The organism is Paludibacterium yongneupense DSM 18731, assembly GCF_000422925.1.
GTDB lineage: Bacteria > Pseudomonadota > Gammaproteobacteria > Burkholderiales > Chromobacteriaceae > Paludibacterium > Paludibacterium yongneupense.
On the sequence record NZ_AUGZ01000045.1, the window covers coordinates 1 to 19,884 of the forward strand.

Annotated in this window: 17 protein-coding genes, 3 tRNA genes and 1 pseudogene; 15 read left to right on the plus strand and 6 right to left on the minus strand. The window is 51.8% G+C overall.

The features are described 5' to 3' along the window. Positions 1-18: 18 nt before the first annotated feature. The 4 genes from G520_RS0113865 to G520_RS0113880 all read right to left on the minus strand — a co-directional run bounded on the left by G520_RS0113865 (position 19) and on the right by G520_RS0113880 (position 2,552). A tRNA-Arg gene (locus G520_RS0113865) sits at positions 19-95 on the minus strand. 5 nt (positions 96-100) lie between these two features. After that, positions 101-193 (minus strand) — tRNA-Ser (locus G520_RS0113870). A gap of 54 nt (positions 194-247) precedes the next feature. Continuing rightward, a complete protein-coding gene (locus tag G520_RS0113875) occupies positions 248-1,480 on the minus strand; it encodes an aspartate kinase (protein ID WP_028536188.1) in 1,233 nt (410 codons plus the stop codon). Positions 1,481-1,652: 172 nt separating this feature from the next. Further along, on the minus strand, positions 1,653-2,552 hold the full coding sequence (locus G520_RS0113880) for an aldo/keto reductase (RefSeq protein WP_036666353.1): 900 nt from the start codon (positions 2,550-2,552) through the stop codon (positions 1,653-1,655). Positions 2,553-2,757: 205 nt separating this feature from the next. On the opposite strand from G520_RS0113880, the gene G520_RS0113885 reads away from it, so the two are divergent. The 7 genes from G520_RS0113885 to G520_RS24535 all read left to right on the plus strand — a co-directional run bounded on the left by G520_RS0113885 (position 2,758) and on the right by G520_RS24535 (position 9,684). Continuing rightward, positions 2,758-2,833 (plus strand) — tRNA-Ala (locus G520_RS0113885). An 811-nt stretch (positions 2,834-3,644) separates the two neighbouring features. Next, a complete protein-coding gene (locus tag G520_RS0113890; RefSeq protein WP_084637640.1) occupies positions 3,645-4,700 on the plus strand; it encodes a replication protein RepA in 1,056 nt (351 codons plus the stop codon). Between the two features lie 374 nt (positions 4,701-5,074). After that, entirely contained in the window at positions 5,075-5,473 is a 399-nt protein-coding gene (locus G520_RS0113895; protein WP_028536191.1) for a hypothetical protein, read from the plus strand. 58 nt (positions 5,474-5,531) lie between these two features. Then, on the plus strand, positions 5,532-6,818 hold the full coding sequence (locus tag G520_RS0113900) for a hypothetical protein (RefSeq protein WP_028536192.1): 1,287 nt from the start codon (positions 5,532-5,534) through the stop codon (positions 6,816-6,818). 540 nt (positions 6,819-7,358) lie between these two features. Next, positions 7,359-8,015, plus strand: a complete 657-nt coding sequence (locus G520_RS0113905; RefSeq protein ID WP_036666354.1) for an AAA family ATPase — start codon at positions 7,359-7,361, stop codon at positions 8,013-8,015. Continuing rightward, positions 8,008-8,334 (plus strand): hypothetical protein, encoded by a 327-nt coding sequence (locus tag G520_RS0113910; RefSeq protein ID WP_028536194.1) that lies wholly within the window; start codon positions 8,008-8,010, stop codon positions 8,332-8,334. The genes G520_RS0113905 and G520_RS0113910 overlap by 8 nt, the downstream gene beginning before the upstream one ends. Before the next feature lie 129 nt (positions 8,335-8,463). Further along, a complete protein-coding gene (locus G520_RS24535; RefSeq protein WP_211222833.1) occupies positions 8,464-9,684 on the plus strand; it encodes a GIY-YIG nuclease family protein in 1,221 nt (406 codons plus the stop codon). 45 nt (positions 9,685-9,729) lie between these two features. Here G520_RS24535 and G520_RS24990 read toward each other — a convergent pair whose 3' ends face one another. Continuing rightward, a complete protein-coding gene (locus G520_RS24990) occupies positions 9,730-10,509 on the minus strand; it encodes a hypothetical protein (protein WP_156876953.1) in 780 nt (259 codons plus the stop codon). Positions 10,510-11,115: 606 nt separating this feature from the next. Here G520_RS24990 and G520_RS24045 point away from each other — a divergent pair. The 8 genes from G520_RS24045 (at position 11,116) to G520_RS0113955 (ending at position 19,621) form a co-directional block, all read left to right on the plus strand. After that, on the plus strand, positions 11,116-11,523 hold the full coding sequence (locus G520_RS24045; RefSeq protein ID WP_051229408.1) for a transcriptional regulator: 408 nt from the start codon (positions 11,116-11,118) through the stop codon (positions 11,521-11,523). Positions 11,524-12,011: 488 nt separating this feature from the next. Next, on the plus strand, positions 12,012-12,587 hold the full coding sequence (locus tag G520_RS24995; RefSeq protein ID WP_156876954.1) for a hypothetical protein: 576 nt from the start codon (positions 12,012-12,014) through the stop codon (positions 12,585-12,587). Positions 12,588-14,283: 1,696 nt separating this feature from the next. Then, on the plus strand, positions 14,284-15,015 hold the full coding sequence (locus G520_RS25000) for a hypothetical protein (protein WP_156876955.1): 732 nt from the start codon (positions 14,284-14,286) through the stop codon (positions 15,013-15,015). A 652-nt stretch (positions 15,016-15,667) separates the two neighbouring features. Then, positions 15,668-15,985: a hypothetical protein gene (locus tag G520_RS25005; RefSeq protein WP_156876956.1), complete on the plus strand. Its 318-nt coding sequence runs from the start codon at positions 15,668-15,670 to the stop codon at positions 15,983-15,985. Next, the gene (locus G520_RS0113940; RefSeq protein ID WP_156876957.1) at positions 15,982-16,233 is read left to right on the plus strand and encodes a hypothetical protein; all 252 of its coding nucleotides are present in this window, start codon (positions 15,982-15,984) and stop codon (positions 16,231-16,233) included. Before G520_RS25005 ends, G520_RS0113940 begins: the two co-directional genes overlap by 4 nt. A 186-nt stretch (positions 16,234-16,419) precedes the next feature. After that, entirely contained in the window at positions 16,420-18,417 is a 1,998-nt protein-coding gene (gene traN, locus G520_RS0113945; protein ID WP_028536197.1) for a conjugal transfer protein TraN, read from the plus strand. 64 nt (positions 18,418-18,481) lie between these two features. After that, complete coding sequence (locus tag G520_RS0113950) at positions 18,482-18,778, plus strand: cyclic-phosphate processing receiver domain-containing protein (RefSeq protein WP_028536198.1); 297 nt, start codon at positions 18,482-18,484, stop codon at positions 18,776-18,778. A gap of 48 nt (positions 18,779-18,826) precedes the next feature. Further along, positions 18,827-19,621, plus strand: coding sequence for a hypothetical protein (locus G520_RS0113955; RefSeq protein WP_028536199.1), 795 nt, complete (start codon positions 18,827-18,829; stop codon positions 19,619-19,621). Here G520_RS0113955 and G520_RS24540 read toward each other — a convergent pair. Then, positions 19,584-19,884, minus strand: a pseudogene (locus tag G520_RS24540) (integrase core domain-containing protein); the annotation flags it as partial. The gene G520_RS0113955 and the pseudogene G520_RS24540 overlap by 38 nt on opposite strands.

The window sequence follows — 19,884 nt, forward strand, 5'->3', positions numbered from 1 at the left end:
TAAACTATAGGGACTTGCTGGTGCACCCGGAGCGATTCGAACGCCCGACCCTCTGGTTCGTAGCCAGATACTCTATCCAACTGAGCTACGGGTGCGTGTCTGGCGGAGAAAGAGGGATTCGAACCCTCGATACAGGTTTTGCCCGTATGCACCCTTAGCAGGGGTGTGCCTTCGACCACTCGGCCATTTCTCCGTTCAGAGGACGCCATAATATGGATTACGCGTCCCCCTGTCAACCCCTACCCGATCAGGCGCTCGCGCCATGATCGAGACCGAACGCCTTGTGCAGCACGCGCACAGCGAGTTCGAGATACTTCTCGTCCATCAGCACCGAAACCTTGATCTCGGAAGTGGAGATCATCTGGATATTGATACCCTCTTCCGCCAGGGTGCGGAACATCGTCGACGCCACGCCACAGTGCGAACGCATGCCCACGCCGACGATGGAAACCTTTGCCACCTTGTCGTCGGCATCGATCTTGGCCGCCCCGATATGGGTCTGCACGTCGCGCAGAATGGCCTGGGTGCGCTGGTACTCGTTGCGCGGCACGGTGAACGAAAAATCGGTGGTTCCATTCTCACCCACGTTCTGGATGATCATGTCGACCTCGATATTCGCATCGGAGATCGGCCCCAGAATCTGATAAGCGATACCCGGCTTGTCCGGCACACCCTTGACGTTGATGCGCGCTTCGTTGCGGTCGAATGCGATGCCGGCTACGATAGCCTTTTCCATATTTTCGTCTTCCTCGAACGTAATCAGCGTGCCCTCCCCCTCGTCTTCGAAGCTGGACAGCACGCGCAGGCGAACCTTGTATTTGCCGGCGAATTCCACCGAACGTATCTGCAGCACCTTGGAACCGAGGCTCGCCATTTCGAGCATTTCCTCGAAGGTGATCGTCTTCAGCCGCCGGGCTTCCGCCACGACGCGCGGGTCGGTGGTGTAAACGCCATCGACATCGGTATAGATCTGGCACTCGTCAGCCTTGAGCGCGGCAGCCAGCGCGACGGCCGACGTATCCGAGCCGCCCCGGCCGAGCGTGGTGATGGCCCCGCTCTCGTCGACGCCCTGGAAACCGGCCACGACCACGACCCGGCCGGCAGCCAGATCGGCGCGCATGGCCCCGTCGGCGATGGATTGAATGCGGGCCTTGCCGAAGGCATTGTCGGTCACTAGCGGCACCTGCCAGCCACAGTAGCTGCGGGCGGGAACGCCGATTTCCTGCAAGGCCAGCGCCAGCAGCCCGATAGTGACCTGCTCGCCGGTAGAAACCAGCACGTCGAGTTCACGCGGATCCGGGTAGGACTGGATTTCCTTGGCCAGGGCGATCAGGCGGTTGGTTTCTCCGCTCATGGCGGACACCACAACGACGATATCGTGCCCCTGGGACTTCCACTTGGCGACCCGCCGGGCAACGTTCTTGATGCGCTCTGTTGTCCCGACCGAGGTACCGCCGTACTTTTGTACGATGAGTGCCATCTTTTCTGATATTCGGTGTTGTATGTCGAGCTTTGATTCTTGCCTTATACAGCCGACAATTGCAAGCCTGTTTTCAGAAGCGGGGAACGGGACGCGACACTTCGCGACGAATGCCCGAGGGCGGGAGGGAGCCGGTCTGCGCCCGCCCCGCGGACGTAGACCGGGTACAGACTCAGGGAACCGCGTGACCGGTGGCGGCGACCCAGACCGAGAACCAGTCCTGCTCATCCATCTGCAGCGAGCAGGCGCTCACCGCCTTGCGAATGACGTCCAGCCTGCTGCTGCCGGTGATAGGCAACAAGCGTGCAGGATGGCGCAGCAGCCATGCGTAAGCCGCTTCGTCCGCCGGCGCATTGCCGATGGACGGCAGTTGCGACAGCGCTTCACGTACGCGCGTCTCGCGCGCGCCGTCGGAGAACAGGCGACCGCCGGACAAGGGAGACCATGCCATCGGCGCGATGCCCAGTTGCTGCATCTGGTCGAGGGTGCCGTCGTGCAGGGTGTCGAGGAACAAGGGCGAAACCTCGACCTGGTTGGTGACCAGCGGGAAGCGGCTGTTCACCAGTTCGAACTGGCGCGGAGTGAAGTTGGATACGCCAAAATGACGAACCTTGCCCGCCTGGTGCAGGGCGTGGAACGCTTCGGCGATTTCATCGGCATCCATCAGCGGACTCGGGCGGTGGATCAGCAGCAGGTCGAGGTGGTCGCTATGAAGATTGCGCAAGGAGCGTTCTGCAGAAACGACGATATGCTGGCGGCTGGTATTGTAATGCTGGATGCGATGCTCGGGCCGGTTCGGCGTCACCAGCGCGATACCGGTCTTGCTGACCAGCTGCATATGCTGGCGCAGCCCCGGCTCCAGCGCCAGCGCTTCGCCGAACTGCTCTTCGGCCTGATAACCGCCATAGATATCGGCGTGATCGAAGGTGGTCACCCCGAGTTCGAGACACCCCTTGATCCAGGCCAGCCGCTGTTGCGGCGTCCAGCCCCAGTCGGCCATGCGCCATGCGCCGGCGACGATGCGTGAGAACTGCGGGCCCAGCTTGGACAACTTGATGCGTGGCGAAAGCATAACGACTCCCCGAATGCTGTAAGAACGCTGTGTTATAGACCGGCGACACGATGCCGTCGATCAAGGCTGCCGCATCATACCGCCATCGTTCGACAGCGCCTATTGATTCACAACAAGTGCGCCCCACCGTCGTCACGACAGGCTATTGTCATTTCGCGCCCGCCTGTTTACAATGCGGCTTCTTGATCGTTGCCAGTAACGATACGGGCCGATAGCTCAGCTGGGAGAGCGCTGCGTTCGCAATGCAGAGGTCGGGAGTTCGATCCTCCTTCGGTCCACCATCCACACCCCTAGTAAATCAAAGATTTATCAGCACAACTCTTTGTTGGCATGAATGCCAATTTAGAGTAATTCTGCAACATCAGTGGCCCAACAATGGCCCGACTCGGCTTGACCCTATACTCCACGTTGTTATACATTGTTGTTAATGCTAGATGGATTCATGCCGCCATCCACGATGACCGGGTTAAATAAACGGATAACCAGTCATATGCTTGCTCCAGATTGTTTGTGAGGCCAATCGGAAGCAGGACAGGCATCTGAGGCAGGGCCTCGCCGGCATATAGCTCTCCACCCTAAAAGGGTTTTCCAAGGCGGATCAAAGCGTGGAGCAAAAGTGCAGGACCGTTCGCTGGGATCGGCTTCCGTTGAGAAGCTATCCAACAGCACATTAGCCCATCCATGGGCTAGCCTCTCCAACCATTGACTACTCCTCGGTGGGCCGCCACGCCAGGGACATGGCTTCGCCATGTCTGGAGTCAATGGCTTGGAGTCTCCCATGTCTGCCATTACCCCCTATCAGCAAGAGGCTGTAACCTCCTCTGCTGCTCCGCGTGTTCTATTCATTGAACAGGTTTCCGCCATCATCGGCAAAAGCGTAACGACAATACGCACCTGCGCAACGAACGAGAAGTACAAGCACCTCATCCCCCGACCGTTCAAGTTTCCACATAGCCGCCGCCTTGTGTGGTTCGAAAAGGATGTGCTGGAGTGGCTTGCCGCAGCACAACCTGTTAGCCCCCCAGCGAAGCGTCGCCGCGGGAGACCCACGAAGCTCGAGCAGCTTGCGCGTCTCTCTGGAGGCTGCGAGCGATGAGGGACATCCAGGAAGACCGGTATAGAAGCCAGCTGATAGATAAAGGGGTGCCATTTGCTCAAGCAGCTGAAATTGCGCGAAGAACTACCGGGGCGCAAATAAGCCCGCAGCCGGGCACTAAGCATCAGCGGGCCATCGCGCAACCAACACCATTTCAGGACATAGAGCAGCCGAAGGGGAGCAAAAGGCTCTCCGCACAAGCAGAGAAACTCATCCGAGCGGCTGCCGAGATTTCGCTCAAACACCCGACAGGGAAAGACATGGCGTTCACTCACGCCATTTTCTGCCAGGTTGGCTTGCCAAGGAAAATGGTCAATGCACGCGAGTTCTTACGCAAATCTGGAACAGCTTGGCTAAATGTACAAGCAGGCTATCTTGATGAGGGCGCGGGCCCTGTTCCCCAGCCGCTTCCGTATGGAGCTTTACCGCGCCTTGCACTGGCGCACGTTTCCACGTATGCCGTACGGCACAAGACCCGGGAGATTTTTATCGGAGACAGCGCCGCGCAGTTCCTAGAATTGATGGGCATGGACCAGGATGGCCGGCGCTATTCGGCGCTTCGCAAGCAGATGCACGCTCTCGCTGCGTGCCGTCTTCAACTGGGTATCAGCGGACGCACCTTCAACGGACAAGCCGTCGAACAGTTCGATGCCTGGTTGGCCAATCGGAATACGAGGCAACGGGCTTTATGGCCTGGCCTGATGATCCTGACTGAGCACTTTTATAATTCGCTACTCGAGGGAGCCGTACCGCTCGATATCAGAGCATTGCATGCGTTGAAAGGCTCTGCCCTTGCGCTAGACGTGTACACCTGGCTGGCGCACCGACTGCACCGAATAGAAGGAAGAGGGCCGATCCTCCATTGGGCGTCGCTCCGTGAGCAGTTCGCACAAGAATACACCGGCTCGGAAGCAGACAAAAACTTCAAGGATGCCTTCCTACCCCAACTCAAAAAGGTTCTTGCCGTCTATCCACAAGCAAAGGTTCAGACAGTACGTGGAGGCTTACTACTGCGCGGATCTCCCCCTCCGATCCCTCCAAAGGGGCGCTGAAATATATCGCAGAGTAAAAGTCGTACGGCCGGTCCTCTCTGGATCGGCCGCTCTATGGACCGACAGGTGAACAACCCTGTGGACTCACAAAGTTACTCACGTGAAATCACCCCCCTCTTTGTTAGTGAAATCGCCCCCCTTTGGTTCGTGAAATAACCCCCAATTCGTCCGTGAAATCACCCTCCCCCTAAACCTGTAGGGTTTGCCGTTAGCTGTTGCCTTTAACGATTCTGATAATGACCGCCGCTAGCATGTGGAAAAGCATTAATGCATTAGGCTACAGGAGCAGCCGGTACAGTCTCGCTTGCCCACGACGACACGACGCGAGAAACTACTCGAATACTGTTTCGCAACGCGAATGAGGGGGAGAACCCATGTGGGAAGAACTGAAGCAGATCCGGGAAATGTACAAAGAAGCAGATTATGCAGAACCCAAGATAAAGGCAGACCCCAAAAAGGTAATCCTCCTGATTGATGCATTTCTCGCACTTTGGCCCCATGCTCAGGATGTGCCCCTTGCCGTTGAAACTGACTACAGGCAGGACCTCATGCCCTTGTGGGGAGGGCCGATTACTGTTGACGATGCGGCCACTGAGTTACGTTCCGACCTCGCTTCTAAACCCAATCAATACAACGTCGCCGGTGCAGGCCATGCTGTGGCTCGAGCTCTTGTACATCTTACCCACTCGGACTATGTAAAAACCTCTGAGAGAGATCAGGTGTTGAAGCCATATAGAGCCGCGATCTTAAAACTTCTTGACGGGGTAATTTGAAGCCCAAGCCCCTCCCGGACTGCGGCAACATGCTCATACAGCGAAGAGAAAAACAAGGATGGAAGAAGCAATTGTTGTTTTCTCAAGAAAAGGGATTTTCCAGACAAAAATCCCTGCACGTGATGTTCGCAGCAGAGAACATGCGCGCAAGCTGTGGCCATTAGTAACTCCAGACCTACCCCGACAGATGGTAACGTGGGTTCGCCCAACTTTCGACGAAGATGGGGAGTTAATCCGACGCTCTCATTTCCGAGTGCTCCCTAGCTCTCATTCCTTCAGCCCCCAAAAGCACTTCGACGATGAAGAAGCCAACAGACGGCATGCAGTCCAGGAAAGCCCCGAACACAGAAAAGCGAAAGAGCTTATCGCAGCAGAGCTATTCAGACGCATGAATGCCGGCCTAGCCATGCCCTGGGCATTCAAGGATGAGGATTCATCAGACTACCCACTCGAAGGCAACCTACTGCTTGGTGCTGACGATGTAGTGACAGAGCATTGTTTAATCACACCGTTTGGCAGTCAATTTAGACTAGACGTTGCCGTACTCGGCCCACCAGTACAGACAGAAAAAATGGTACTGGGCGGGGTTGAAATCGAACTCAGCCATGCCTTTGACGGACGCAAGGCACTGATCGGAAAGTCGGTGGGATTCCCGCTAATCTCCATCGATATCACTGAGATGACACTCGCTGAGCTCACGCAGGATTGGGCTAGACGAGTACTGACCGCGACCACACGGAGTCACGAGCAAGGACGTCGGCAGACCTACTTCTACCTCCACGACCTGCTATACCCTCTCTACGCACAATTGCCTGCGTTTCTTGACCGCGACCAGCGTCACCAGTATCTCGTGTTCGCCGATGATGCCACCCTCAACAAGTTGGTCCACTGGATGAAACTACTCAGTGAGAAACTGGGATACCAAACAGGATCTGTTGTAATTAGCCTTGTCAATGCCAAAAGCCCTCAGTCGCGCAGGATGCTTGAGAACGCTGGACAGATCGTCGGCCCTGATTGGCACGAGTTTAACGATCACCAATGCCTGCGGTTGACCCTCCCTCGCCCTAAGGGCCCAGCAGACCTTCAATCTCATCGATTTCACATGACGATGGCGCGTGTACTCCTATCACATGCAGATGCACTCGTGGGTTACAAGTATTGCAATGGCGTGGATAACGACTTTCCTGAAGAAGACGTATGGATTGCAAGGCGCTGGATCCCAGACCTGAAAACCCATACACAGCACCGTGTATTGCCTAAACGATTGGCAGAACCAATTCATCGACTAATTGCAGTTGTATCTGACCTACATAGTAATCGCCAGACAGCCGTCCAAGAGATGTAAGCATGATCAGAAAACCCATCGCGACCCAGACCCAGCAAAAACGAAAGACACAGATCCCCTCCTGACGCGCCCCCCATGGGGCTTGTCCGAACGGCCGCGTTCGATCCTCGGGGGCAGAAGGTAAAAGCAATCCTTCTGCCCTCCTCGTAAGCGTGACGCTTCGCAGGCGTCAACCCCCGCCCGCCGCGCTATGCGCGGTCTCCCGAGCCGGGAGTTGACACCTACTCTCGCTAAATTTGAATGCCAGAATTGGTGCAGTCGTTAGCCGGTGAAAAAGCTGCACGCCGCCTCGTAAGAGGTCCAACCTGGAGTTGGATAACCAAGAGATCCCGGTGCCCCAATTCCCACCCAAGCCCCTTGTAGAGAGGCGTGGCCCCCCCCCTCGGCTCCGGCAAAGATCAAGAGCCACCCCAATTGGTGTAACCGCAACCTATTGCCCACATGTTTTGATACGACCAATTGATATCAAAAGATATCAGTTGATATCAATAGCAATCACAAGATAATATTTGATATCAAACGTAAAATGAAAAGAAAGCCATGGGAAAAATCCTTGTGGTTGGGGTAGAAAAGGGCGGATCGACAAAGACCACGACCGTCACAAACCTAGCGGTCTGGCTTGCTCACCAAGGGGCTGACGTGATGCTGCTTGATACAGACAAGCAATCGACAGCCAGCAACTGGGTTGCGCGCAGGAACGCCGTCGGCGGCGATTTACCCGTGATTCACTGCACGCAGAAAACCGGGAAAATCTTTTCTACTGTGCAGGACCTTGCGAAACGGTACGAGTACGTTTTGATCGATGTGAGCGGCCGAGACAGCGGGGAACTGCGCGAAGCCCTTGTCGCCGCAGATCGATTAGTGATGCCATTGCAAGCCAGCATTGCCGACCTGGAAACCCTAGAACATATGAACGAGCTGATCGGGCTGGCGAGTTCGATGAACTCGCGACTCGAGGTCAGGGCCATGATCGCACGAGCACCCAATATCCCATCCAATGACGAGTTACGGGATGCCAGGGAGTTGTTGACAGACTTTTCTGAAATCCATCTTCTACGTGGGCTGACTCGCGATCGCAAGGCATACCGCACGGCTTTGCTCGAAGGGAAAGGGGTTATCGAAACAAAAGATGGTAAAGCAAAAGCCGAAATCCAATTGCTAGCAGACGAACTCCTGGGAGACTGGATCAATGGCTGAAGGAAACCGCTTCCGGCGAGCTCAGCAAGTGACCCAGCAGCAGCCACAACAGGTTGATCCTGACGCCTTAGCACGCTTCGCAGCAGGCGCTGACTCCACCTCGACACCACCTGCGCAGCAAGACTTCTCTGTAGTTAAGATTTCAGACTACGAGCCAGGTGTGCGCACTAAACAACTCCTCATACGGGTCTCCGAGGAGCTGGTCAACGATCTAGAATTCGTCCTGAAGTATTCAACGGCGAAGAGCAAGCAAGATCTTCTTGAATCCATAATCAGTAATGCACTGGCCGACTATTCTAAGAAAATTCGCAACGAATAAATATGTTGATATCAATCGATTGCACACTCTGTAGCTCTTTATATATCACGGAAAGTAGGCATAGAAGAGTTGCATAACAGATGATACGGCCAGGAGCTCAAGGGTGCAAAGTACAAAAAGGCAAGGAAAATGAAGAAAAAAAACTTGGCATGCTCGCTTGTGCCTTTCCAACCGCTAGACACGAATGACAACACCCCAAAAAACATTGAATTACATTCACGGGCGAATCAGAAAATTGATTATCGATATATCAACCCTAAAGCAGTAGAAAAATTCCTGGGACGGTATGCTCCATTCAACACGAAATTATTTGCAACCGTACTCGAAGAGGCAATGAAAAACCTAAATGAAGGATATACCTATACATCTAGTAAAGTACGATGCATTAGCGATCCACCTGAAATATCAAAAAAACTGATCGGCATCAGCGATAAACTACTAGCGAACAACCTCAACCGAAAAGGAATGCAGCCGTGGGAACTTTATAACGGTCTAGACTTTGACATCGTGCATACCGCTACTCTGAGTGAGGGAGTAACCACAGACGTGAAGGCATATTTTTACCACACGGAGTTTGCACGTCCAAAAGAAGAGCGTCGTGTTGTATTACACATCATACACAACACATTCAGCGAGACACAATGGGCTATTCACTTACCAATTCAGATTCTAATGAAGGGCTGGCCGTCGATTACTGACGATCATGTTGGGTATGCTCATTCAATTGCTTTATCAGATAGTGCCGGAAAATTTTTGGACGAGCATGTTTATATTGGCGTCTCAAAACGAAATTGGCTTCAACGTATGGCAGAACACTTTACGGAGATTAGATCAGGATCAAACAAGACCTTTCATCGTGCTTGGCGGCAGTATGCTGGCAACAACAATGTAATACTCAGCTCCGAGCTTGTTGTCTGCAACCATACCTACGAACAGATTATGGCTTGGGAGGAAGAAATTGTTGACAAGTACATGGCGATAGGGAAATCACTAAATATGATTCCGGGAGGTTTTAAGGGTATAAAATTTCTGCACAAGCTCAATCTACTTCGACCTTCAGGCAAGGTAGCACTTGAGGAGCGCGAACGAGCCATTGAAGCATATCAATATGATAATCCCCGTGCAGGAATTCCGAACCTTCTGATCAGTAATTTATGGCAAAATGAAGATTATGCAGTCAAAGTAATTTGCAGTGCGGAAAACAGATTATCAGTAGACCAAGTTAGATTAATTAGAAGGCTAAGCGAGGACGGCACTCCCATCGATCGTATCGTCTCTATAGTCGGAGCCCTCAATACTCGACAAGTTGAGCGAGTTTTGAGAGGAGAAACCTACTCTAGAATTCATTGAAACACTACAAATTGAAAAACCCAGCCTTCTACCATGAAGACGAATTTAGTCATGACCAAGAAATTCTCTTTTATGGCAAATATACCAATTGTGTAGATCATTAAAATATTGAAGGTTATCTTCGAGCACAACCCAGTAACGTCCTAGTCGATTTTTTTCATTTCCAGGTAATTTTTCAAACTCCTCTCGAAGTCCTAGGCCCCCGGTTTGTCTTAAAACTGGCAACATATTAAGACCAACATTCTTGTCCAAAAAACAATTAACCATCTTATAAACCAAATGATATGCGAATGGGTCGAGATTAGAACCATGTCGTTCCAAAATTTTCTCCCCTAGCTGCCGATATTTCTCTTCTTCTTGAGGCAGATACTCCCACCAAGTTCGCTTGGGGAACACACAAGCTTCAGCATCTAGATTTAAGCGCTGTCGGATTATATTGAAATATTCCAATGTAAGAAACTCTGATATTGATGGCGGTTCTTTGGGGGGTGGCAATTCATTTTTCCCGGACCAATTGTAAACATTTAACCAAGATATAGCTAGGCCATCCACAAATCTCTGAACATCGAGAAAGGCTGCGACTTTGAGAGGCCACTGCCTTTTAATCTCCTGATTTCTAATCAGATGATCAATAAAGAATACCGTTATAGCCATACCAATGATATTTGAAAACGCATTAAGACCGAAATCGTGTAAATCACCAGTACCATATTTCCACATCACAAAAAACACAGCTGCAAGAAAGCCCATCAATAGAACTATGATTCTATATTCGCAAATCACCGATTTCACACCTAAAAATATTTTTTCCAGCTTAAAAAACATATTAATCACAGGCTTTGCTCTAAAAAATTTGCAACCGACACTTCCGCTTTCTGAAAGAGATTAAGCAAAACATCTCCATGTCGATCACGCTAAGTTAGGGTAGACAGTATTTCTTGTACTTGGATCTACAGGCACAGCGACAAGGATCATTGCCCCCCTCACCCTACAGGTCTTCGCTTTTGTCATACAGACCTTGCTCACTTCACATACATTCGAACCAAGCGGTAGGCTCTCACAATTATTCCAAATATATAAGTTTCCTCCCTAACCTATACCTATTGCAATGTTCGCATTTGCGAACATAAAATATAGGGGATTTGCAATCGATATGATGAACTCTATGACCCATGAAATTCTGTCTCAGGAGTCGCTACGAGCTTTGCAGAAGGCCTTTTGTGATGGACGGCACGCACACGCGTATGCGTGTGCAACTCAGACCGAAGTTCGACACAACGTACAACCAGGTCGACTGGAAGCGTTATCGTTTGCTTTTACAGCCGGCGTTGAATACGAGCGGGGCAATCGGAAGGAGGCTGATCGCCTCATGGACATTGCGATTTTTCGGGCTCGGAGAGCACTTCGAAAGGGGTAGGTATGGAAGGAGCCATGTTCAAGACAATGCGGGAAGGCATGGGTATCTCTGCAGCCTGGCTGGCTGGGCGACTCGGGGTCTCACGGCGCACGGTCGAGTACTGGGAATCTGAGAGAATGAATGTATCCGAGGAAGGCTGGGCTTATGTTTACTCTCTGGAGCGTAGGTTTAACGAAGCGGTTGACGCACTTCTCAGACGAGTGAAGCAAGAACAAGCCAATGCTAGCAGAGATTTGAAAGTTGTGACTTTCACGCGCTTCAAGTTTGACGAAGAACTGACAGAAGAGTCGAGCTCTATTCCTAGGGAATTTAGATCAGTGGTTCAGGGCTTGCAGGTATCAGCCTATGCGATGCTCCTCGATCGCGCTCGACGTATGCTTGAGCATGCAGGAATCGGCGTCTCTATTGTTTATCCCTCGTGACATACCGAATAGGAGGAAAGCTAGATGGACTTTTTTTCGTGGACAGCGCTCGCCCTTACGGTGATTGGGTTGATCCTGATGATAGTCGTTTACCGGCAGGCCACCAGAATGAAGGCTAGCCGGAAACAATCATGACACACCCCCAAAGCTCTGGGGCTGAAGGATGGCATCCATCCGCAGACTACAAGAGATCCTAAGCGCAAGCGGGAGGTAAATCGCACAGGGCCGGCGGGACGCCGTGCCGCTAGGGACCCGAGAGGGACGTCTTGTGTCCCGAACGGGGTAGCGGTGCTTGCCGCGACCACGCGGCTTAGCACCAGTAGCGCTCGAACTCGTTTGTCAATTTTCTGACCAAAAACGCCAATCTTTCTTTAACATAGAAGCTTTCATCGCCTTGCTAAGCACCAGGAGCAAGGTAGGTCAATATGCTCCCCATCGCGGCATAGGCCACGACATTTTGTCTTACATTAACCAATGGGTACTCCATCATGGATGGCTATCAAAAACTGACACTTCCAAAGCAGTCAGCCCCACGTGAATTACATTTGCTAATTGATAAATTTACAGACTCATTCATGTGCGATGTTTTTGATAAAAAATTTTCGCATGAATGGTTTCTGGCTACATCACCCGAAAATCTGGCAACTGAAGCCTTCAAGACAAGAAGTCAAGATCTACAAGATGAAGTACTCTACTCTGAAATATTTGATCTTGACGATTTTTTTGAACACTTAGCTTTAAATATAGAATTTTTCCAAGACAAATACTTGATAGAGCCAGCAACATTTGAGGAATTAGCAAACCATCAACCACGCATCGGCTCACTGGCGAAAGTAATAGAACTTCAAAAAAATGGAGAATTCACAGAACACTTTGAATCCGCCACTAAAATCGCAAAGAACTTTGCCATGTGTATTGAAGCCGACTGCCTTTCAGATATGCAGGGTGCATTTTATGCCATCACAAATTCATACTGGATTAGAGCACAGGGAGATGAATTCATCCTGGCAGCCAGAAAAGTTTTGAATGATGCTTTTGATGGAGTAAATGGGTTTTCAAAATAATTACACCTTTGCTGGACGCACAAGAAAAAACACCCCCTGGAAACAGGGGGTGCTGGGTTGCGAGATGATAATCTCAGTGCAGTCAAGGATCACTACACAATATGATTCGGCTTTTATACCGCGCCTTTCCCGGATGGCGCTCCAGGTATTCTGCAGTAACTACCCTTTCATAGACCACATTGAATACCTCCCTAAGGTTAACAAAACCCAAGCAGCAGCTTGGTTCCAAACAGCAATTTCAACGCTACCGGAGGCCAGATCCGATAGCGTCTAACGAACAACGCTACCGTTAAGTCCTCCGTATGTGTTTGAGCCATCCGAGGATGGGGTTAGATAAATAGTGCTCGCTTTGGGTGCCACCCCAAAGCCTGCCTGCTGGCGCCAACCAGCAGACAGGAAGAAGCATCCCTGCTTCCCTTTCACACTGTTTCACTTGTTCGGGGTGCCAACCCCATTTGCGCCTTTTCGTACGGCTGCAGCTTTCCTACCCGAATTAATTCGGTTCTGGTCGTGACCGCATCGGTCAGCCACTCCCAGGCTCGTACTTGCCACATCTCCCCCTCTTGCGCCTCCCAGGTGCCACCCTTGGTTCATAGGCCGTCAGAGGTTCCCCGCTTAGATCACAACTACTGCTGCTGTTTAGCGGTCGGCTCCATCTGCTACGCATAGGTCAGAGACCCTACCCCCAGTTTCCCAGGGTTTCACCGGATAAAGATTCCAAAAACTCTCGGCTACTACTCGCAGACATCAACACCTACCGATACACCACCGCATCACAGCATCCACAACCCGGCGTCTTGCGCCTAGGGTTACACGTTTAAGCTATCAACGACCCCAACTAGCTTGCGCCAGCCAGGTGCCAAGTGCGCCAGTTTTCCCTTGCACTCCTGCTATGTTTCCATAGCCTCAGCAGCCATCGTGTGTGGCACACGTCGAACCCTTCCGAGCCCGCCGTAGGCAGGACTTTCACCCGCTTTCGTTGTGACCAGGACACCAGGGCATTTCCTCCCTGGCGCCGTTTCACGGTCGCCCAATCCTCAATCTGACAAAGCAATAGATTGAGTCGAAGGACGGAGTTTCACCGTCCAGCGCTCAGCGTAACGTGGCGAGCTCTATTAGAAGCACCACGCTTCACCGTACTAGCCCAGGCGGCAACCTGAGCTGCGGGGAATCCTCCCCAGGCGCATAACAATGGCGTTTGGCGGTAAATCGAAGTTGGTCCTTTAAAATGGTGGGGTTGGCGGCCCCCGATGAATAAAAAATGGGGGGCTGGCAACCCCTCCACTTGAAGAAGGGGCTTCATGCCTGACGACACTGTTTCACAAGTGGGCTGGCGACCCGACTTGTGAAACTTGTCGGGCACATACAGCCTGTGTGACAACACCATGTTAGTACTATCAGCAGGCATGCAAATAGTTCACATCTGGAATCTTAATTTCTTTTGTATCCATCGCTGATATCTCGCCTTATTGTTTTGTTTCATGTGTTGCATTTATATCAGCGTGTAACGTCATTGCCATTGAATAAATAGTTATGCCATCCAGCCATACAAACAGCGCTGCATGGTGATCTAAAAAAATCACACAACAGAAACACGTCAAAACTTAAGTTGGCGTGTTTGGTCAAAAATTAATTTTTAATTGCGCAACGAAAGAGGGAAAAAATAGCATTGAGGCATCCATAGCTGGAGCCAAAAATGAATAATGAAGATAGGCCTTACATTGACTGGTTCGTTTTCACAAAGAAGACCGCGCTCATGCAACGCCTAAGCGATTACATAAGGTTCGGCCACTCGTGGTATGTCACGGGTCAAATCTCTATAGAGAAAGCCGGCTACTTCGCAGGAAAATTGGACAGTATCTATCGCGTAGGGCAGACACGACTCGATGCTTTCCGGCAACGAAAAGAAGGAAAAGCATGCTTCAAACTCATCATGTTCTACAGTAACAACGATCAAGAGAACGTGCGTTGGTGGTTACTCAGATCTCCCGGTGAGGCACCGACGGACGCTACGAAAGAAAAGTGGACATCTGTACTAGAGCACCGATTGCAGTTAGATGGGTATGAACTGGTACGCTTGCCTCGACAAGGGAAATCGAGCTCATCGTGGACATGGCGTTATCAGGCCATGCGAATTCAAGCTATACGCGACTCTGTGTTAATGGCGATACGAAGTAAGGATGATTTAGCCCTTCAACAGTTGATTTATTCAAGTTGGAGAACTCCAGGCTTTTCAGGTGCAAGAGAACAGGTCAAAAAGCTAAAGGCTCTCATCATTTCCGAATGGAAGAGAACCAGGCACTCCAGAGAAGGAATGCCGCACATTCCGAGTAGGATTGGATACGTTCAACGGCTACCAGATATTGGACTGAAGCTATCTAAAATCCGCACAGGGGAGCGCGTAAGTCGAAGAGTCTCAAAAACCTGAATGACGCATAACATCATTCAGAACAATAACTCGATCTACCATGAATTTAGAGCTAAAATAAAAAACATGTTTCGAACCGTTTACCTCAAGGCAGGAATCGCTTATGAAAAAAGCAAAACAAAAAAGACACAAGTCAAAAGCATACACTAGGGACAACGGTCCGCTTAGCGACAACCAACGTCAAGAGACTCAAGAATTGGCATACAGTAACCGCCCAAGCGGCAAGTTAATAAATAGACAATCTCTCCTATAGAGGTAGGTCTCGCAAAAAGGCTGCTCAACAAGAGCAGCTTTTTTATTTTACCGACAGAATTGTGTCAAATGTACAACACCGCAACTCTCAATCCTGGTTGATATTCTACGTCAACCAGGATTTTTTATTTACACAGCAAATAGCTCAAAAGCACCGCCAGCAAAGGAATCTAGCCCAAACAAGCAATGTTGGCGTTTTTGGTCAGAAATTCAAAAATCAGAAACATTTATTGGTAAGTGCAACGTGAGTATGGTTGGCGTCTTTGGTCAAAAAATACCTAGGGGTTGTTTTCAACAAAACAGAAGGCGCAACATAAATATCAGCACGTTGGTTTTTGTAATTCGCATTGTTTAAGCACAAATACAGAATTGTCGAAACAGCATCTTGTAAGGGTCATTTATGAATATTTCATGGTTCTTTTTTTCCGCTTTCTTTGCTGGCTTTGGGGCTTCATGCATCACAAAAGAGCTGAAACATCAGCACACCCGTAAAAGGACAGCTCTATCGCTAGTCGCGGTGGTATTGCTTGCGATCATTGCTCTGTTCTTGTTCGCCGCTTCGATGTGGATTCTCTTTGTGGCAGCTTCTTCCAGCTATGCCGCCCCTGCCCCGGCTCTTCTGAGTCTCAGTGGGCTCTATGCCGGATGGCGCTCTCCACTCACGTTGGCCCGGGTCTGCGTCCTCGCCTTTCCACGACTGGCAAAGGGGTCGAAGTGATCGATCTGCAGACTTTGCGCGCCTTTGTCGCCGCTGCCGCGGTTAAAAAAATCAGCATCCTTGCCCATCAAGAGGGTGGATACCTGCTTTTCATCAACGACCTTGCTCTGCGTGCAAACAAGGGGCGGTTCCCACGCCAGTTTGCGAGCCTGGACACGCTTTTCAGACTTTTGATTGCAGTCGGTTTGCAAAGCGGAGCAGTGCACTACGACCTTTCAGCTTCAGCCAAGGACCGGAGGACAAAATGAAAAGGCATGATGCAACCCGCGGTCACGACCGCATTCCCGCTCTCGGCCACCAACAACCACAGGGGGCTTTCGACTCATTCAAGCCGGCCTCTCTTCTCCCCGGGGTATCGCAATGGCAATGGGACCGCATCCCTTCGCTGCCCAGCCCACAACGACGTCCCAACAAGAAATAAAAATGGCTCGAGCATGAATCTGCGAAAAAACATCTCCTTGGTCACCTTGCTACTGTTCAGCTACAGCCAGGTCGTGAGTGCCGCGCAACAATGCCAAAAGGCGAGCGAGATTTGTATCGACGGACCGTCGACAAAGACGATCAGCGGCCAGCAGATCTATGAGCCGTGCTGGCAGTACCAGGATGTGTACGTTTGCAGCGATGCCTCAAACCCAGTCGATCAGTGCGCACCTCTACGTGACCAAGGTTGTACGCAATATTCCGGGCCAACCTGTGCCGGCACGGATACAAGCGGCAAATGCACGCTGCAGAATTACGTTTACCAATGCGCGAGCGGCACAGCCACCACAACGACAAACACCTGCTTGGTCAGCGATATTTGCACCTCAAGCGGTGCGTGCTTCAACACCAACTACTCAGCCGATCAAAATTTTGCCCTGGCAGCAACCACCAAGGAAATTGGGCGTGAAATTGGCCAGTACGGTAGCGACGCTAGCTTCGGGATTTTTACAGGCACCAGCGAGCAGTGCCACGAAGGTTGGGCGGGAATCAAGTCCTGCTGCGGCACATCGGGTGGCGCGAAATCTAATTCGAGTGCAATGGGTGGAGGGGGCGCCGCAACCTTTGTTACACAGATGGCGCTTTCCAAATCCGCCAGCGCCCTGGGGCAGGCATTTAGCTACTACGCCTCTCCGTACGTGTACGACATGATGTACTCAGCTGGATCCGCGATGGGAGGACAGTTCGGCTCTTTCCTGATGGAAAAGGGGCTTTCAAATGCCGAAGGTTACGCCCAACAGTACGGCTCAACACTGGTGAATAGCGGTGGGGCAATCAGCCAGATAGGCGGCTCATTCAGCGCTTGGTCGCTCACAAACGTCAGCTATATGGGATTCACCATGGGCTGGGGAGGTGCCGAGCTCGGTGCCGGGGATTTTGTGCTGTACGGTGAGCCTACGCAGGTTATCAACGCGGCTGGGGAAACAACCACCACGCTCGCCAGCGGTCAGTTCTCTGCCGTATTCAATCCGTACATGTTGGCGTTCCAGGTGGCGGTCATGGTGATCATGAAGCTCCACCAGTGCGAGCAAAGCGAACAAATGCTCAGCATGCACCGCGGCGCCGGGCTTTGCCATTATGTCGGCGAGTATTGCACCGAAAGCACGATGTTTGGCTGTGTAGAGTCGGCACAGTCCTACTGCTGCTTTAACAGCTTGCTCGGCCGGGTAATCCAGGAGCAAGGTCGTCCACTGATTGGGAAAACCTGGGGTGACCCGTCGTCGCCAGATTGCAGTGGATTCACGCAGGCCCAACTGTCCCAGCTTGACTTCAGCAAAATGGACTTCCGAGAGTTCAGCGCATCAATTGCAAGCAACGTCCAAACCCCATCGTCCACCGACATCAACAGCATTGCGAATTACACCCAAAACAATGCTCAGACAGCCGTCAGCTCCGGCACAAACCAAAACGCACTCAACGGATACCTTGGTTCAACCGCTCACCAGTCGGTAAGCGGGAGCTCGATCAATAGCAATACCGTTACCAACACCTCGATCACCTGGACGTACACGCCGACGCCAAGTCTCTCACCACTGACATCCGTTGACGGTAGCACGTTCCCAACGGAGACAGGGGCTACGGTTGCAGTGTATGCCGCCGATGCGCTCGGCCGGCAAGCGGCGCAAATCGGGGCAGGTTTTACGGATGCTCACGGCAAATTTAGTGTCGGGTTGAGTACCTCGGTGAGTACCCCACTGATCGTAATCGTATCCGGCGGCACCAGCGTCATAGGCGGGATAGCGCCGGGTGCACCAACTTACTCCGCAATCGTGCCTTCGAACTCGACAATTGCGGCCGCTCTGGTTGTTTCCCAGGAGTCACAAACGGTCCTGAACCTGGTGCAGCAAAAACTCCAGGACCCGACCATGACATTCGATAGTGCGTTCTCAGCGGCGTTGCTGCAAGCCGCGCAGCAATACGGCATCAACGGCAACGTATTGCTCACCCCATGACCGAAAGAGGTAGAAGGGGAGTTGTGGGGTTTGACTGCTGCAACCCTCCAATAGAGAGGCAAAAATGAAAGTTTTCTTAGATGATGAGCGCGTTACCCCGGCGGGTTGGGTACGCACATTCTGGCCTGAAGAAGTCATTGCGCTTCTAAAGACCGGACAGGTAACGGAGCTGTCCCTTGACCACGATTTGGGTGACGACGAGCGTGGCACAGGCTACACGGTTTTGCTGTGGTTGGAGGAGCAAGTGGTAGTGCACGGCATGCGGCCGCCGCTCATGCGAGTGCACTCTGCAAATTCTTCTGCCCGATTGAAAATGGAAGCGGCTATTGAAGCCATCAATCGGCATGCACAACCAAGTTGAGCAGCCCCACGCCGCTAGTCGCCACCCACAAAATAACCGGATACCCAAATGAAGAAGATCTTTGCTCTGGCCACCGCCGTATTTCTGTGTACCCAGCCGGCTATGGCTATCACCTATGGTGATTTTTATGCCGGAGTTGGCCTGGTTGACCAACAGACCGGGCGGATCGCCTATATCCCTCAAGCCGATCTCGACCGTGGACCGGCGTTGCTCGCGGGGAAACAGGTATCAACCGTTGAGGCGGATAGGATTGTTGCTGCGTTAAAGAAAAAGAACCCGGAAAACTTTGACGAGCACGCACCACTTCGAGCGGAAACACACTTCTACGCGGTGAGCGGTTCCTTTGCTCAGGACGGAACGGTCGTGGATTTTCTGTCGGAAAACATCATGAAGAAAGATGAATTCTACCGAGCTGAGTGCCTGCCAGCAGAAGTCGCGGCTACCACCCCTGAATTCAGCCCCAATGGGGCTTTACGAGTTGCAACGAATTTTGACAAGGGTGCGCAAGTTTCGCAGGCTGCGCACCCTCTGGTTGGCGGTGGAAATTTTGGTATTGCGATGGGGACCTGGATCGCCGGCGCAATTTTTGATTCGCTCGCAACGAACAACGACACGAAACCTGTTGAGCAAAAGCTCGACTGCAGCCAACGGGTTCCATTCCCCGTTCACACCCTGTTCTACAACCCTCAGCGAGACACCATGGCTGCGATGGAGTTTGTGACCAGCTTCGTGAATGTGAAAGACGGCCGGGTTGTACTCACAGCCACTACGGCGATTGTCAAAGGTGTTGAGATAATTTTACGATTTATGCAGCCAATAAATTATCGGTTTTCTCCTGCGTAATCGGTCGATCCGGATTGAGCTGAACCGCATCGTTCCAGGCCCAATTTCGTGTCTCTCCTTGCCAGCGTTCTGGCCGTGCGGTGCGAGCCGCTTGATAGACCAGATGGCGCTTCGCCAGCAAGATTTTATCCAGCCCTTGGTGCCGCTGAGCCGGGGTCACGAATTGGATGCCGCTGTGACGATGGGCGTGGCAATACCAGTCGATGAAACGCTTTACCCATTGCCGGGCTTCGTCCAGTGAGGTGAAGCCTTTACGTGGCCAT

Coding starts and splice junctions, on each gene's coding strand:
- G520_RS24045 (WP_051229408.1), top strand. CDS start 11,116: ATGTTCAAGACAATGCGGGAAGGCATGGGTATCTCTGCAGCCTGGCTG.
- G520_RS24535 (WP_211222833.1), top strand. CDS start 8,464: ATGAAGAAAAAAAACTTGGCATGCTCGCTTGTGCCTTTCCAACCGCTA.
- G520_RS25005 (WP_156876956.1), top strand. CDS start 15,668: ATGAATATTTCATGGTTCTTTTTTTCCGCTTTCTTTGCTGGCTTTGGG.
- G520_RS0113875 (WP_028536188.1), bottom strand. CDS start 1,480: ATGGCACTCATCGTACAAAAGTACGGCGGTACCTCGGTCGGGACAACA.
- G520_RS0113880 (WP_036666353.1), bottom strand. CDS start 2,552: ATGCTTTCGCCACGCATCAAGTTGTCCAAGCTGGGCCCGCAGTTCTCA.
- G520_RS0113955 (WP_028536199.1), top strand. CDS start 18,827: ATGAAGAAGATCTTTGCTCTGGCCACCGCCGTATTTCTGTGTACCCAG.
- G520_RS0113905 (WP_036666354.1), top strand. CDS start 7,359: ATGGGAAAAATCCTTGTGGTTGGGGTAGAAAAGGGCGGATCGACAAAG.
- G520_RS25000 (WP_156876955.1), top strand. CDS start 14,284: ATGAATAATGAAGATAGGCCTTACATTGACTGGTTCGTTTTCACAAAG.
- G520_RS24995 (WP_156876954.1), top strand. CDS start 12,012: ATGGATGGCTATCAAAAACTGACACTTCCAAAGCAGTCAGCCCCACGT.
- G520_RS0113910 (WP_028536194.1), top strand. CDS start 8,008: ATGGCTGAAGGAAACCGCTTCCGGCGAGCTCAGCAAGTGACCCAGCAG.
- G520_RS24990 (WP_156876953.1), bottom strand. CDS start 10,509: ATGTTTTTTAAGCTGGAAAAAATATTTTTAGGTGTGAAATCGGTGATT.
- G520_RS0113890 (WP_084637640.1), top strand. CDS start 3,645: ATGAGGGACATCCAGGAAGACCGGTATAGAAGCCAGCTGATAGATAAA.
- G520_RS0113900 (WP_028536192.1), top strand. CDS start 5,532: ATGGAAGAAGCAATTGTTGTTTTCTCAAGAAAAGGGATTTTCCAGACA.
- G520_RS0113950 (WP_028536198.1), top strand. CDS start 18,482: ATGAAAGTTTTCTTAGATGATGAGCGCGTTACCCCGGCGGGTTGGGTA.
- G520_RS0113895 (WP_028536191.1), top strand. CDS start 5,075: ATGTGGGAAGAACTGAAGCAGATCCGGGAAATGTACAAAGAAGCAGAT.
- traN (WP_028536197.1), top strand. CDS start 16,420: ATGAATCTGCGAAAAAACATCTCCTTGGTCACCTTGCTACTGTTCAGC.